13 protein-coding genes are annotated in these 13340 nt (G+C 64.1%); 9 read left to right on the top strand and 4 right to left on the bottom strand.

Features of this window, described 5'->3' with window-relative positions:
- Positions 1-3: 3 nt before the first annotated feature.
- The 3 genes from I3253_RS10725 (at position 4) to I3253_RS10715 (ending at position 1828) form a co-directional block, all read left to right on the top strand.
- Positions 4-633, top strand: coding sequence for a potassium channel family protein (locus I3253_RS10725; protein WP_232272144.1), 630 nt, complete (start codon positions 4-6; stop codon positions 631-633).
- Positions 630-1022 carry a VOC family protein gene (locus tag I3253_RS10720; protein ID WP_197917658.1) on the top strand — a complete coding sequence of 131 codons (393 nt, stop codon included), beginning with the start codon at positions 630-632 and terminating at the stop codon, positions 1020-1022. The genes I3253_RS10725 and I3253_RS10720 overlap by 4 nt, the downstream gene beginning before the upstream one ends.
- A 119-nt stretch (positions 1023-1141) precedes the next feature.
- Positions 1142-1828, top strand: a complete 687-nt coding sequence (locus I3253_RS10715; RefSeq protein ID WP_197917657.1) for a Crp/Fnr family transcriptional regulator — start codon at positions 1142-1144, stop codon at positions 1826-1828.
- A 76-nt stretch (positions 1829-1904) separates the two neighbouring features.
- Here I3253_RS10715 and I3253_RS10710 read toward each other — a convergent pair whose 3' ends face one another.
- The 3 genes from I3253_RS10710 to ade form a co-directional block, all read right to left on the bottom strand.
- Entirely contained in the window at positions 1905-2192 is a 288-nt protein-coding gene (locus I3253_RS10710; protein WP_058238617.1) for an HU family DNA-binding protein, read from the bottom strand.
- A gap of 144 nt (positions 2193-2336) precedes the next feature.
- Positions 2337-3815, bottom strand: a complete 1479-nt coding sequence (locus I3253_RS10705; RefSeq protein WP_197917656.1) for an AMP nucleosidase — start codon at positions 3813-3815, stop codon at positions 2337-2339.
- Positions 3812-5629, bottom strand: coding sequence for an adenine deaminase (gene ade, locus I3253_RS10700; protein WP_197917655.1), 1818 nt, complete (start codon positions 5627-5629; stop codon positions 3812-3814). Before ade ends, I3253_RS10705 begins: the two co-directional genes overlap by 4 nt.
- Positions 5630-5674: 45 nt before the next feature.
- Between ade and I3253_RS10695 the strand changes: the two genes are divergently transcribed.
- Together I3253_RS10695 and I3253_RS10690 are read left to right on the top strand one after the other, a co-directional pair.
- Positions 5675-6121 (top strand): VOC family protein, encoded by a 447-nt coding sequence (locus I3253_RS10695; RefSeq protein WP_197917654.1) that lies wholly within the window; start codon positions 5675-5677, stop codon positions 6119-6121.
- A gap of 258 nt (positions 6122-6379) precedes the next feature.
- Positions 6380-7135 (top strand): class II aldolase and adducin N-terminal domain-containing protein, encoded by a 756-nt coding sequence (locus tag I3253_RS10690; protein WP_197917653.1) that lies wholly within the window; start codon positions 6380-6382, stop codon positions 7133-7135.
- Here I3253_RS10690 and I3253_RS10685 read toward each other — a convergent pair.
- The gene (locus tag I3253_RS10685; protein WP_197917836.1) at positions 7123-8067 is read right to left on the bottom strand and encodes a GlxA family transcriptional regulator; all 945 of its coding nucleotides are present in this window, start codon (positions 8065-8067) and stop codon (positions 7123-7125) included. The genes I3253_RS10690 and I3253_RS10685 overlap by 13 nt on opposite strands.
- A gap of 75 nt (positions 8068-8142) precedes the next feature.
- On the opposite strand from I3253_RS10685, the gene I3253_RS10680 reads away from it, so the two are divergent.
- From I3253_RS10680 to I3253_RS10665, 4 genes are all read left to right on the top strand, one after another.
- Complete coding sequence (locus I3253_RS10680; RefSeq protein ID WP_197917652.1) at positions 8143-9306, top strand: acyl-CoA dehydrogenase family protein; 1164 nt, start codon at positions 8143-8145, stop codon at positions 9304-9306.
- 132 nt (positions 9307-9438) lie between these two features.
- The gene (locus tag I3253_RS10675) at positions 9439-11457 is read left to right on the top strand and encodes an acetate--CoA ligase family protein (RefSeq protein ID WP_197917651.1); all 2019 of its coding nucleotides are present in this window, start codon (positions 9439-9441) and stop codon (positions 11455-11457) included.
- Complete coding sequence (locus I3253_RS10670; protein WP_197917650.1) at positions 11454-12239, top strand: carnitinyl-CoA dehydratase; 786 nt, start codon at positions 11454-11456, stop codon at positions 12237-12239. The genes I3253_RS10675 and I3253_RS10670 overlap by 4 nt, the downstream gene beginning before the upstream one ends.
- A 224-nt stretch (positions 12240-12463) precedes the next feature.
- A complete protein-coding gene (locus I3253_RS10665; RefSeq protein ID WP_197917649.1) occupies positions 12464-13324 on the top strand; it encodes an SDR family oxidoreductase in 861 nt (286 codons plus the stop codon).
- The last annotated feature ends 16 nt before the right edge of the window (positions 13325-13340 follow it).

Raw genomic sequence — 13340 nt, 5'->3', positions numbered from 1 at the left:
GGCATGCTGCTGGCAAATAATCGATGGACCATATTGCTGACGATCCTGGTGTTCCTGATCGGGATGAGCGGATTTGAAAACCGGCTGCCGCGGCTGGGTCAGCTGACCCTTGTGGCCAACAGCCTGCTGTTTCTGGGCGTGGTTGGCGCGACCGACCGGCGCACGTGGTTGCGCACGGTGATGGCCGTGCCCGTGGCGGTGTGGTTCGTGCTGGTGGTACTGAGCGAAGTCCGGCCCGGCCCGCAGGTGAATGTGCTGATGGTGACGACCGGCGCGGTGCTGCTGTTTGGCTGTATGATCATCGGGTTTCGCCAGCTGTTCGCACCGGTTCACGCGGAATACGAGCGGCTGGCCAGCGGCGTGTTCAGCTATCTGCTGATGGCGGTGATCTGGGGGCTGATCTATTGGCGGATCGAGGCGGTCTCGCCCGGGTCGTTCAACCTGCCCGACACTGTGGGCGACAACACACGTGGGGTGTTCATGTATTTCAGCATGATCACCATGACGACGGTGGGCTATGGCGAGATCAGCCCGGCGGCCGACCTGCCGCGCATGTTGACCGGGCTTCAGGCCGTGGCGGGCACGATGTTCGTGGCGATCTTTATCGGGCGCAGCGTGAGCCGGCTGGCATGAGCGCCCCGATCGGGCAAATCGCCTGGGTCTATACCGGGGAGCTTGCGGACACGGTTGCCTTTTACCGCGACGTTTTGGGGCTGAGCGTGGCGCGCGATGCCGGGGCGGCGGTGATCCTTGAGACCGCGCCGGGCGCGTTCATCGGGGTGTGCCGGGCGTTTGCGGACCGCGTGGTGCAGCCCGAGGGCGGCATGATCACGATCCTTGTGGACGGTATCGGCGCGGTGGACGCGTGGTATGCGCGCATTGTGGCCGCCGGGGCACCCACCAGGGGCGCGCCAGAGCGGCTGGACCGGTTCGCGATCTATTCATTCTTCTGTATGGATCCGAACGGCTATGCGATAGAGGTCCAGACCTTTCTGGACGGTCGGACGTTGCCCACGACATGATCGGCCATTTTCTGCCGATTCGGGGCTGGTGCGAATTTTCGTCACATTGATCTGGCTCAATTTCAACATCTCGCGCACACCTTATTACTGCCGTAAGTTGAACGGAGAGCACGCACGGCATGACATCAATTGATTCGGAAATTGTTGCGAAATGTCGGCTTCTTGGCGCCCTGACGCCCGAAGTGCGCGACTGTCTGCTGAGCCGGGCGCGCCGGCGCAACATGGCGCGCGGCGAACTGCTGGGCCTGCAAGGTGAACCGGCGGGGACACTCAAGATCGTGGCATCCGGCTGGGTCAAGCTGTTCCGGGTGAGCGAAGACGGGCATGAGGCCGTCGTCAACACCCTTGGCAATGGGGAAAGCTTTGACGAGGTTTCGGCTTTGCTGGGCGGTGTCAGCGCCAGTTCCGCCGAGGCGGTGACGGATGCCGAACTGTTGTTGCTGAACCTGACCGACATCTGTTTCTGTGCCAATGCGCGTGCCGAGATTTCGGCGGCGGTTCTGTCGGCGGCACAGCTACATATGGACGCCATGACGGCGCAGATCGAGGCGCTGAAGGTCAAGACCGCGACTCAACGGTTGGGCGAATTTCTTCTGAAACTGTCCGACGAGACCGGCGACGCGCATAATGTTGCGCTGCCGTTCGGCAAGGTGGTTCTGGCCGGGATGCTGGGCATGAAGCCCGAGAGCCTGTCGCGCGCCTTTGCGCGGCTGAAGCGGGCCGGGGTGCGCAGCGCGATGCGCGAGATCGAGATCGACGACATTGCCGCGCTGCGGGACTGGACCGGCGCCCAGGGAGGGCGATAGGAGGCGGGCGCACGCAAGGCGCAAACAAAAAAGGGCCGCCCGAGGGCGACCCTTTTGTTTCCCGTCAAGGCAAGGCTTAGCCGTTGACGCTGTCTTTCAGCGCCTTGGCGATGGTCATCTTGACCACCTTGTCGGCCTCTTTCTTGATCTGTTCGCCGGTGGCGGGGTTGCGCACCATACGCTCGGGGCGTTCGCGGCAGTAGATCTTGCCGACACCGGGCAGAGTCACAGCGCCGCCGGCGGATACTTCGCGGGTGATCAGCGCGCACACGGCTTCGAGGGCGGCGCCTGCGGATTTCTTGTCAGAGCCCATTTCCTCGGCCAGAGCGGCAACGAGTTGGGTCTTGGTCATCGGTTTTGCCATTTTCAGGTCTCCTTGGTCTGCCCGATTTCTTGGGCCTCGTGGCGGGCATTTAACGGGATATGGTATGTAAACACAATCAATAGTGTACCAAAAAACAGTCCTTTTAAGGGGTTTTTGGCCAGTTTTTACCGGGTTTCCGCCGGGTCAAAGGAACGCGGTCTCGTCAAAGCTGCGCAATTTCCGGCTGTGAAGGCGTTCCAGCGGCATCTCGCGCAGGGTTTCCATGGCGCGAATGCCGATCATCAAGTGGCGCGCGACCTGGGTTTTGTAAAAGTCCGAGGCCATGCCGGGAAGCTTCAATTCGCCGTGCAGCGGTTTGTCGCTGACGCAAAGCAGCGTGCCATAGGGCACGCGGAAGCGATAGCCATTGGCGGCGATGGTCGCGCTTTCCATGTCAAGGGCGATGGCGCGCGATTGCGACAGGCGCTGCACCGGGCCGGTATGTTCCCGCAGTTCCCAGTTGCGGTTATCGATGGTGGCGACGGTGCCGGTGCGCATGACGCGCTTGAGATCGTAGCCCTTGAGGTCGGTCACGTCGGCCACCGCCTGTTCCAGCGCGATCTGCACCTCGGCCAGGGCCGGGATCGGCACCCAGACAGGCAGGTCATCGTCCAGCACGTGATCCTCGCGCAGATAGGCATGGGCAAGGACAAAATCCCCCAGGGACTGTGAATTGCGCAAGCCCGCGCAATGGCCCACCATGACCCAGGCATGGGGGCGCAGCACCGCGATATGATCGGTTGCGGTTTTGGCATTGGACGGTCCGACGCCGATATTGACCAGCGTGATGCCCGACCCGTCGGGGCGTTTGAGGTGATAGGTGGGCATCTGAGGCTGCTTGTCGACCGGGGCGATCGGCGCCTCGGGATCGGTGATTTCCACGTTGCCGGTACTGACAAAGCTGGAATAGCCCGACTTGGGATCGGCCAGCACCTGGCGGGCGTAGGATTCGAATTCGGTCACGTAGAACTGGTAGTTGGTGAACAGCACGTGGTTCTGGAAATGCCGCGGGTCGGTGGCGGTGTAATGGGACAGGCGGGCCAGCGAATAGTCGATGCGCTGGGCGGTGAATGGCGCCAGCGGGCCAATGCCGTTTTCGTCATGGGTGTACATGCCGTTGACAATGTCGTCATTGGTTGTCGACAGGTCCGGCACGTCGAAGATGTCGCGCAGGGTAAAGGCGGTGGCGCCTTCCTGGGGAACGGTCAGATCGGTTTCCGAAGACACGGCGAAATGCACCGGAATCGGGGTTTCCGAGGCGCGGATCGTGACCGGGACATTGTGATTGTCCAGCAGCAGCCTGATCTGCTGGGTCAGGTAGTTGCGGAACAGATCGGGCCGGGTGATGGTGGCCGCGTGCACGCCCGGTTCCGCCACATGGCCGTAGGACAGGCGGGAATCGACCTGGGCAAAGCTGGTCGTGGTGATGCGGATTTCCGGGTAGAAGGCGCGCACGCGGTGGCCTTCGGGGCCGCTTTGCAGCGTGGCGCGGAATTGATCGCACAGAAAGGCGATGGCGGTATCGTATAGTTCGATCAGCCGGGTGACGGCCTCGGCCGCGTCGGTATAGCTGCGCGGGGCCGGCACGTCGGGGGAAAGCACGGGGATATGCTGGGGGGTCATTGGACAGCCTTGATGACGGGGGTGAGTTCGAATTTGGTGACATCGACCAGGCCGAGATCAGAGATGCGCAGGTCGGGGATGACGACAAGCGCCAGCAGGGAATGTTGCATATAGGCGTTGTTGAGGCCACAGCCGCAGGCCGCCATCGCCTCTCCCAACCTGTCTGCCTTGGCCGCCACGTCCTGTGCCGGGCTGTCGGACATCAGGCCGGCAATGGGCAGTTCGACCAGCGCATTCTCCTGCCCGTCGCGGAACACGGTCACGCCGCCGCCCACCGCGCCCAGCCGGTTGGCGGCCAGGGCCATGTTCTCGCGGCAGGTGCCAACCACGATCATGTGGTGGCTGTCATGGGCGACGGTGCTGGCCATCGCCATGTTGCCGCAATAGCCAAAGCCCGAAACCAGCGCGTTGACCGTGGCGCCCGTGGCGCGGTGGCGTTCGACCAGCGCGATCTGGCAAATGTCGGCTCCGGCGGGCAACTCCTCGGGCGCGACGCGCCCTCCTCGCACGGGCACCGTGGCGGTCAGGGCCTTGGTCGGGGCCTGGTTTTCGACCACGCCGATGATGTTGGCAATCACCCCGGTTGCGCCTTCGGGGGCGGGGATGTCGAAATCGGTGGCTGTGCGGTCAGGGCCAAGCCGCACGGTTTGGCGTGCATGATCGGGCCAGGCGTAATGCGGACAGTCCACGGTGATCTTGCCATTCCGCGCCACGGTCTGGCCACGGGCGATGACATGTTCGATGGGCAGCGTTGTCAGATCGGAGGTCAGGATCACGTCGGCGCGCCGACCGGGTGTGATTGAGCCAAGTTCCCGTTCCAGCCCGAAATGGGTGGCGGTGTTGAGCGTGGCCATTTGCAGTGCCACGACCGGATCGCAGCCGCAGGCAATCGCGTGGCGCACCACGCGGTTCATGTGCCCGTCATTGACCAGGGTGCCGGAATGGCAATCATCGGTGCACAGGATGAAGCCTCGCGGATCAAGGCCCTTTTCGGTGACGGCGGTGATCTGGCTTTCGACGTCGTACCACGCGCTGCCCAGCCGCATCATCGCGCGCATTCCCTGGCGCACACGGGCAATGGCGTCGGCTTCGCTGGTGCCTTCGTGATCGTCGGCCGGACCGCCGGCGGCATAGGCGTGGAAGGCGGGGCCAAGATCGGGGCTGGCATAATGGCCGCCCACGGTCTTGCCGGCGTTCTGGGTGGCGGCGATTTCGGCCAGCATCTGTTGCGAGCCATTCACCACGCCGGGAAAATTCATCATCTCGCCCAGCCCGACAATGCCCGGCCAGCCCATCGCCGCGGCCACGTCATCGGGCCCGATTTCATAACCGGTGGTCTCCAGCCCGGGCGCGGAGGGCGCACAGGACGGCATCTGGGTGAAGATATTGACGGGCTGCATCAGCGCCTCGTCATGCATCATGCGCACGCCTTCAAGCCCCAGGACATTGGCAATCTCGTGCGGGTCGGTGAACATGGTGGTGGTGCCATGCGGGATCACCGCGCGGGCAAATTCCGCCGGGGTGAGCATCCCGGATTCGATATGCATATGTGCATCGCACAGGCCGGGGATCATGAACCGGCCGTTTGCCTCGATGATCTCGGTGTCGGGGCCAATGCAATGCGCGGCATCGGGGCCGACATAGGCGATGCGGCCCTCGGCCATGGCGATGTCGTGATCGTGCAGAATCTCGCGCGTATGCACGTTGACCCATTGGCCATTGCGAATAACGGAGTCGGCAGCGTCGCGACCTGCGGCAACGGCGACAAGGCGGGGGGCCGTTTCGGCCCATGTTCTGAAAGGTGTTCGCTCCATGGTTCACGTTGACATGGGTGTGGGCGGTGTTCAAGCTCGTCGATAATGAAGCTTTTGCGAAAGGTGTTTCAGGTGGATTTTGAAACCGTCGGCGCCGGGGATTGTGGCAGGTCTCTCCGCGGCATCGGGCTGAACCTGCTGGTGCGCGACGTGCACGCACTTTGCGCCAAGTTAGAGACTGTTTTCGGAATGCAAGCCCATCAGGTGACCGCGGATTTCGCGATTGTCACCTATGGCGCACAGGTGTTTCAGTTGCACAATGACAGCACCTACCATTCCAACCCGTTGCATGGCCTGTTGCCCGAAACAGGCGCGCGCGGGGCGGGGATCGAGATCCGGTTATTTGATACCGACCCTGATGAGGCAGCCAGCCTCGGCAAGGCCGCGGGAATGCATCTGTTGCAGGCACCGACGGACAAGCCGCACGGGCTGCGCGAATGCTACCTGCTATGCGAAAACGGGTATGCCTGGGTGCCCAGCCGCCCGCTCTGAATGGGGGCGCTGCCCCCGCCGCAGCGAGCTGCGCCTCCCCCGGAGTATTTTGGGAACAATGAAAGCCTGGGCCCTTCGCGTTTTCATTGTTCCAAAAATACTCGAGATAGGCTCAGCTTGCTGAGCCACGCCCAACATCTGGCAGGCGCCGCAAGGCGCCGAAGATGGCGGGAGCACTTGACCGCGACTTTTCGCGAACGGGTCTGTAGAGTGACGTGGGCGGTGGCGCGGCGCGAATGTTCGAAAGGAGAGCGATCGATGCAAAGGACAGAAGCCAAGCCGAACATGGAGCATTGGCAGGACCGGATTGACCTTGCTGCGGCGTTTCGGTGGGCGGCGCGCCTGAACCTGCACGAGGCGGTGGCCAATCATTTCAGCCTGTCAGTGAGCGAGGATGGAACGCGGTTTCTGATGAATCCGAACCTGGTGCATTTCAGTCGAATCCGGGCCAGCGATTTGCTGCTATTGGATGCCAATGATCGCGCTTGCCTCGGAGGGGCGAACGCGCCTGATCCGACCGCCTGGGGCCTGCATGGTGCGCTGCATCGCCACTGTGCGCATGCGCGCTGTGCCATGCATGTGCATTCGATCTTTGCCACGGTTCTGGCGTCTCTGGCAGACAGCACACTACCGCCGATCGATCAGAATACGGCGATGTTTTTCAACCGCACGGTGGTGGACAACCAGTTCGGTGGGCTGGCCTTTGAGCGTGAAGGCGAACGCTGTGCGGCAATGCTGAGCGACCCTCGGAAGACGGTCATGATCATGGGCAATCATGGCGTCATGATCCTGGGAAAAACCGTGGCCGAGACATTCAACCGGCTCTACTATTTCGAACGCGCTGCCGAGACCTACATCCGGGCCTTGCAGACTGGGCGGGCCTTGCGCGTGTTGTCCGACGAGGTCGCCGAGAAGACGGCGCGGGAGATCGAGATGTACCCGGATCTGAGCGAGCGTCACCTGGAAGAGCTGAAGGCAATTCTGGACAGTGACGGATCGGATTACGCGACCTGACTGCGCAGGGCGCGCGGGGTGGTTTCGAACTCGGCTCGAAAGGCGCGGGTCATGGCGGCCGGGTCGCCATAGCCGCAGCGCAGGGCAATCTCGGCAATGCCGAGATCGGTTTCTGCCACCAGTTTGCGCGCATGGGTCAGGCGCAGGCGTCGATAGACGGTGGCCGGGGTGGCCCCCAGTTCCGCGCGCATCCGGGTTTCGAGAGCCTTCTGTGTGCACCCCGCCCGCCGCGCCAAAGCGGATATCGGCAGTGGGGTTTCGATATGTTCCTGCATCAAGGCCAGCGCACGGTTGACGGCCTTGGCGGAGGGTCCGGCGCCGCCCTCGTGGCTGCGGGCGCTGTTGCGAGTCATGAAGAGGTGAGCCACATCCAGGGCCAGCGCTTGCCCGTGGTCCCGCCCGATCAGGTGCAGGACAAGATCAAAGGCCGCCATGGCCCCGGAACAGGTGATGCGCGGGCCGTCGATCACGAACCGTTCCCGACGAGCGTCAATCTCGGGGAAGCGTTCTGCAAAAGGTGTAAGCTCCTGCCAGTGGATCGTGGCGGCGTGCCCGTCCAGCAATCCGGCCTCGGCCAACAGCCAGCTGCCGGTATCCAGTCCGGCCAGCGCGGCAAACCGGTGTGAGGCCGCGCGCAGGGCGAACTGTGTCCGCCAGCCGCCCAGATCTCGGAAGCCATAAGACGGCATCACCGCCAAAAGATCCCCGGTGGCCGCGTTGACCCGCCTGTGTGGTGTCACTGGCAAGCCGCTGGAGCTGGTTACGGTGCCGTCCTCCAGGCCAAGGAATTCCCAGGCATAGAGATCGCGCCCTGACAATGTGTTCGCCGCGCGCAGCGGTTCGACCGTATTGGCCAGACAATGGTTGGAAAAACCATTGAACAGAAGCACGCCGATCTGCTGGGTAGGCATGGATTTTGACCAAATCTGCATGATCATAGGCTATTCTTGCATGAAGTTCCGCGTCAATCCCGGATGTACTGGCGGCGTTTCCGCAGGGAGGGCGCGATGCATTTTGGGTTGAGCGAAGAGCAGGCGATGATCGTGGACACCACGCGCGCCTTTGTCGAGGCCGAGCTGTATCCGCATGAGGCCGAGATCGAACGCAGCGGACATCTGGACATGGACGTTGTCAGGGAGATTCAGCAAAAGGCCAAGGCGGTTGGGCTGTATGCGGCCAACATGCCCGAAGAAATGGGCGGCGCCGGGCTCGATACGCTGAGCTGGCTGCTGTATGAAAAAGAGCTGGGCCGCGCGAATTACGCGCTACACTGGACGGCGGTGGCGCGGCCGTCCAACATCCTTCTTGCCGGTACCGACGCACAAAAGGAAAAATATCTCGTCCCCTGCATCAAGGGCGAAACCTGGGACTGCCTTGCCATGACCGAGCCGGATGCGGGATCGGACCTGCGCGGCATGACAGCCAGCGCGCGGCGCCAGGGTGGTGACTGGGTGTTGAATGGCACCAAGCACTTTATAAGCCATGCGGATATTGCGGGATTTGTCATCGTATTCATGGCGACCGGGATCGAGGACACGCCGCGCGGGCCAAAAAAGAAAATCACGGCGTTTTTCGTGGACAAGGGCACGCCCGGGTTCACGGTCCGGGACGGATACCGCAATGTCAGCCATCGCGGTTACAGCAACGCGGTGCTGGAATTTGACGATTGCCGCGTGCCCGATGCGGCGGTGCTGGGCGAGGTCGACAAAGGATTCGAGGTGGCCAACACCTGGCTGGGCGCGACCCGGTTGCAGGTGGCAGCCACGTGCCTGGGCCGGGCCGAACGGGCTATGGATCACGCGCTGACCTATGCCGCCGAGCGGCGCCAGTTTGGCCAGCAGATCGGCAAGTTTCAGGGCGTGTCGTTCAAGCTGGCGGATATGGCGCTGGAATTGAAGGCGGCCAATCTGCTGACATGGGAAGCAGGGTGGAAATTCGATCAGGGAACCGTGCATGATTCGGATATGGCCATGGCCAAGCTGAAGGCGACGGAGATGCTGGCGATGGTGGCGGATGAAGCAATCCAGATCCACGGCGGAATGGGGTTGATGGACGAACTGCCGCTGGAGCGGATCTGGCGGGATGCGCGGGTGGAGCGAATCTGGGAAGGCACCAGCGAGATCCAGCGCCATATCATCAGCCGTGAATTACTGCGGGAGCGGGGCGCATGACGGGGGCGCTGCCCCCATCGCCTATGGCGATTCCCCCGGGATATTTGGGGCCAAAAGAAGTTGCGGACCCCGGTCTTCTTTTGGCCGAAAATATCCCCGCCGGAGGCTTTAAATCAATAACGGGCGCTGACTATGCCACGTGACCTTGATCGCTTGCTGCATCCTTCGAGCGTGGCGGTGATCGGGGGCGGCGCGTGGTGCGGAGCGGTTGTGCGCCAATTGCAGCGGCTGGGTTTTGACGGCGAGATCTGGCCGGTGCACCCCAGGGCAAACGCGGTGGCCGGGCGGCGTGCCTTTGCGCGGCTGGAGGATTTGCCCGGCGCCCCGGATGCCGCATTTGTGGGGATCAACCGGCATGGCAGCGTTGCCGCGGTCCGGGTGTTGGCGGCCATGGGGGCCGGGGGGGCGGTCTGTTTTGCGTCGGGGTTTTCCGAAGCGCTGGCCGAAGATGGCGGTGCGGCGGATTTGCAGGCCCGGCTGGTGGCGGCGGCGCAGGACATGCCGGTATTGGGGCCGAATTGTTACGGGTTGATCAACGCGCTGGACGGGGTGGCGATCTGGCCCGATCAGCATGGGTGCACCCGGGTGGCGCGCGGTGTGGCGATCCTGACGCAAAGTTCCAACATCGCGATCAATCTGACCAACCAGCGGCGCGGTTTGCCGGTGGCCTATGTGGCGACCTGCGGGAACATGGCGCAGTTGAGCCAGGCGGAGATCGCGCTGTCATTGCTGGCGGATGGCCGGGTCACGGCCATTGGCGTGCATGTGGAGGGGTTCCGTGATCTGCGTAACTGGGAGGCGCTGGCGCGCGCGGCCCATGCGCGGGGTGTGCCGGTCGTGGTGCTCAAGGTCGGGGCGTCCGAGCAGGCGCGGGCGGCGACGATATCGCATACGGCCTCGCTGGCGGGGAGCGATACGGGCGCGCGGGCGCTGATCGCGCGACTGGGCTTTGCGCAGGTGGACGATCTGGATGTGTTCCTTGAGGCGCTGAAGCTGTTGCACATGGTTGGGCCGCTGGAGAGCAACCGGGTGGCTTCGATCAGTTGTTCGGGGGGCGAAGCCAGCCTGATGGCGGATACGGCTTTGGGCAGCGGGCTGGAGTTTCCGCCTCTGAGCGAGGCGCAGCGGCGGGTGTTGGGCGATGTGCTGGGCCCGATGGTGGCGCTGGCCAATCCGCTGGATTACCACACCTATATCTGGCGCGATGCCGCTGCGATGGCGGCGGCCTGGGGGGCGATGACGCGGCACGACATCGCGCTGACATTTTCGATTGTCGATTACCCGCATGCAGACCGGCAGGACTGGGATTGCGCCACGCAGGCGGCGCTGGGTGTGCGCGCGCAAACAGGGCGGCCGGTGGCCGTGGTGGCGAGCCTGCCGGAGTTGATGCCGATGGATGTGGCCGACAGGCTGATCGAGGGCGGGGTGGTGCCGATGTTCGGGTTGCGCGCGGCGGTGCAGGCCGCGGCGGCGGCGGCGCGGGTGGCGGCGCCGCAGGACGGGCCGCTGGTGTTGCCGGGGGCGGGCGGGGATTCGGTTCTGGACGAGAGTGCGGCGAAGCAGGCGCTGGTGGCCTATGGGCTTGATGTGCCCCGGCGCGCGGTTGTGGAAGATCCCGCGGGGCTGGAGGCGGCGGCGGCGGGGCTGAGCGTGCCGCTGGTGCTCAAGGGGGTGGGACTGGCGCACAAGAGCGAGGCCGGGGCGGTCAGGCTGGGGCTGGCGCATGATGCGTTGGCGCAGGCGGCGCGGGACATGCCCGGCGCGCGGTTCCTGATCGAGGAAATGGTGCGCGACGGGGTGGCCGAGCTGCTTGTGGGCGTCGTGCGTGATCCGGCGCATGGGTTTGTTCTGACGATCGCGGCGGGCGGGGTTCTGACCGAGCTGATGCGGGACAGCGTGTCGGTGTTGGTGCCGGCCTCGCGCGGGGCTGTGCGCGCGGCGTTGGAGGGATTGCGTATCGCGCCCCTGTTGGCGGGGTATCGCGGCGGGCCCGGCGTGGATATGGGCGCGCTGTTGGACGCGGTGGCGGCGGTGCAGGCCTATGTGCTTGCCAATGCGGACACGCTGGACGAGGTTGAAATCAACCCGCTGATCTGCACGCCGTCACGGGCGGTTGCGGTGGATGCGTTGATACGAAAGGGAGAGCCATGAGTGACGGACCTGTGAAGACGCGGCGCGACGGGGCCATTCTGGAAGTGGTGCTGGACCGGCCCGGGGCCAATGCCATCGACCTGCAAACCAGCCGGGTGATGGGCGAAGTGTTCCGTGGGTTTCGTGACGATCCCGAATTGCGGGTGGCGATCCTGACCGGCGGCGGGGGCAAGTTCTTTTGCCCGGGCTGGGACCTGAAGGCGGCGGCCGATGGCGACGCGGTGGATGGCGATTATGGTGTTGGCGGCTTTGGCGGCTTGCAGGAGTTGCGCGATATGAACAAGCCGGTGATCTCGGCGGTGAACGGGATTGCCTGTGGTGGCGGGCTGGAGCTGGCTATATCGGGCGATATCGTGCTGGCCGCCGAACATGCCAGTTTTGCCCTGCCGGAAATCCGCTCCGGCACGGTGGCGGATGCGGCGAGTGTGAAGCTGCCCAAGCGCATTCCCTATCACATTGCGATGGAATTGCTGTTGACCGGGCGCTGGTTTGACGCCGGGGAGGCGCATCGCTGGGGGCTGGTGAACGAGATCGTTCCGGCGGACCGGTTGATGGCGCGGGCCCGGGAGCTGGCGGCATTGCTGGCGAGCGGGCCGCCGCTGGTTTATGCGGCGATCAAGGAGATCGTGCGGGATGCCGAGGATTCGAAGTTTCAGGATGCGATGAACCGGATCACCGGGCGGCAGTTGCGCTCGGTTGACGTGTTGTATGGCAGTGAGGATCAGATGGAGGGTGCGCGCGCCTTTGCCGAGAAGCGCGATCCGGTCTGGAAGGGGCGATAGGCGGGAGCGGGGCATCCGGGCCGGGCTGTGGGAAGTGAGTATTTTCGGAACAATGAAAGGGTGGCGGTGACGGGGCCGCTGGCGGGCCGGGTGGTTTTGGGCCCGGTGATGGCGCGGGGGGAGCGGGCGAAATTTTCGGACAGTTGGTCGCGGTTGCCTTGTGTAGTGACAAAATCGGGGCGGATGGGCTTGTTTCCCGCCAGCGCCGGGGGCAGGGTGCGGGCATGAGCAAGACCCTGTTATCCCTTGGGCATGGTTACAGTGCGCGGGCGCTGGCCCGGCGGCTGGTGCCGCAAGGCTGGCGTGTGATCGGCACGGTGCGCGACGCCGCCCAGATCCCGGATGTCGAGGCCGAAGGCGTGCGCGCGTTGCAATGGCCGATTGATTTTGAAGCCGCGCTGGAGGGGGTGAGCCACGTGTTGACCTCGATCCGGCCGGATGCGGAAGGTGATCCGGTGTTGCGCGCCGGGCGCGATGCGCTGAAGAGGGCGGCGCCGGGGCTGACATGGGTGGGTTATCTGTCCACCACGGGTGTTTATGGCGATATGGATGGCGGCTGGGTGGACGAGGACACGCCGTTGCATCCGGGTGGCCGGCGCGGGCAGATGCGGGTGGCTGCCGAGGCGGAATGGCGCGATGTGCCGGGGCTGCCGCTGCATGTTTTCCGGCTGGCGGGAATTTACGGGCCGGGGCGCGGGCCGTTTGCCAAGCTGCGCAATGGCACCGCGCGGCGGATCATCAAGAAGAACCAGGTGTTTTCGCGCGCCCATGTGGACGATATTGCGCAGGTGCTGGACGCGTCGATGGCGCGGCCCGATCCGGGGCGGGTGTATAACGTATGTGACGACACGCCCGCGCCGCCGCAGGATATTCTGGCTTATGCGGCCGGGTTGCTGGGTATGGAGCCGCCGCCCGAAGTGCCGTTTGAAGCGGCGGACATGACGCCGATGGCGCGCAGTTTCTACAGCGACAGCAAGCGGGTGCGCAACGACCGGATCAAGCATGAGCTGGGGGTGGTTCTGAAATACCCCGATTATCGTACCGCGCTGAAGGCGATGCTGGACGAGGAAGCGCAGGGCGGCTAATTGGGGCGCAACCTGT

Origin of the sequence: Thiosulfatihalobacter marinus, assembly GCF_016019955.1 — a bacterium.
GTDB classification, from domain to species: Bacteria; Pseudomonadota; Alphaproteobacteria; order Rhodobacterales; family Rhodobacteraceae; genus Shimia; species Shimia marinus_A.
This window is presented reverse-complemented; position numbering and strand designations above follow the sequence as displayed.

Bases quoted from the DNA above. Each gene is read 5' to 3' on its own strand.
- I3253_RS10725 (WP_232272144.1), top strand. From the start codon at position 4: ATGCTGCTGGCAAATAATCGATGGACCATATTGCTGACGATCCTGGTG.
- I3253_RS10720 (WP_197917658.1), top strand. From the start codon at position 630: ATGAGCGCCCCGATCGGGCAAATCGCCTGGGTCTATACCGGGGAGCTT.
- I3253_RS10715 (WP_197917657.1), top strand. From the start codon at position 1,142: ATGACATCAATTGATTCGGAAATTGTTGCGAAATGTCGGCTTCTTGGC.
- I3253_RS10710 (WP_058238617.1), bottom strand. From the start codon at position 2,192: ATGGCAAAACCGATGACCAAGACCCAACTCGTTGCCGCTCTGGCCGAG.
- I3253_RS10705 (WP_197917656.1), bottom strand. From the start codon at position 3,815: ATGACCCCCCAGCATATCCCCGTGCTTTCCCCCGACGTGCCGGCCCCG.
- ade (WP_197917655.1), bottom strand. From the start codon at position 5,629: ATGGAGCGAACACCTTTCAGAACATGGGCCGAAACGGCCCCCCGCCTT.
- I3253_RS10695 (WP_197917654.1), top strand. From the start codon at position 5,675: ATGAAGCTTTTGCGAAAGGTGTTTCAGGTGGATTTTGAAACCGTCGGC.
- I3253_RS10690 (WP_197917653.1), top strand. From the start codon at position 6,380: ATGCAAAGGACAGAAGCCAAGCCGAACATGGAGCATTGGCAGGACCGG.
- I3253_RS10685 (WP_197917836.1), bottom strand. From the start codon at position 8,067: ATGCAGATTTGGTCAAAATCCATGCCTACCCAGCAGATCGGCGTGCTT.
- I3253_RS10680 (WP_197917652.1), top strand. From the start codon at position 8,143: ATGCATTTTGGGTTGAGCGAAGAGCAGGCGATGATCGTGGACACCACG.
- I3253_RS10675 (WP_197917651.1), top strand. From the start codon at position 9,439: ATGCCACGTGACCTTGATCGCTTGCTGCATCCTTCGAGCGTGGCGGTG.
- I3253_RS10670 (WP_197917650.1), top strand. From the start codon at position 11,454: ATGAGTGACGGACCTGTGAAGACGCGGCGCGACGGGGCCATTCTGGAA.
- I3253_RS10665 (WP_197917649.1), top strand. From the start codon at position 12,464: ATGAGCAAGACCCTGTTATCCCTTGGGCATGGTTACAGTGCGCGGGCG.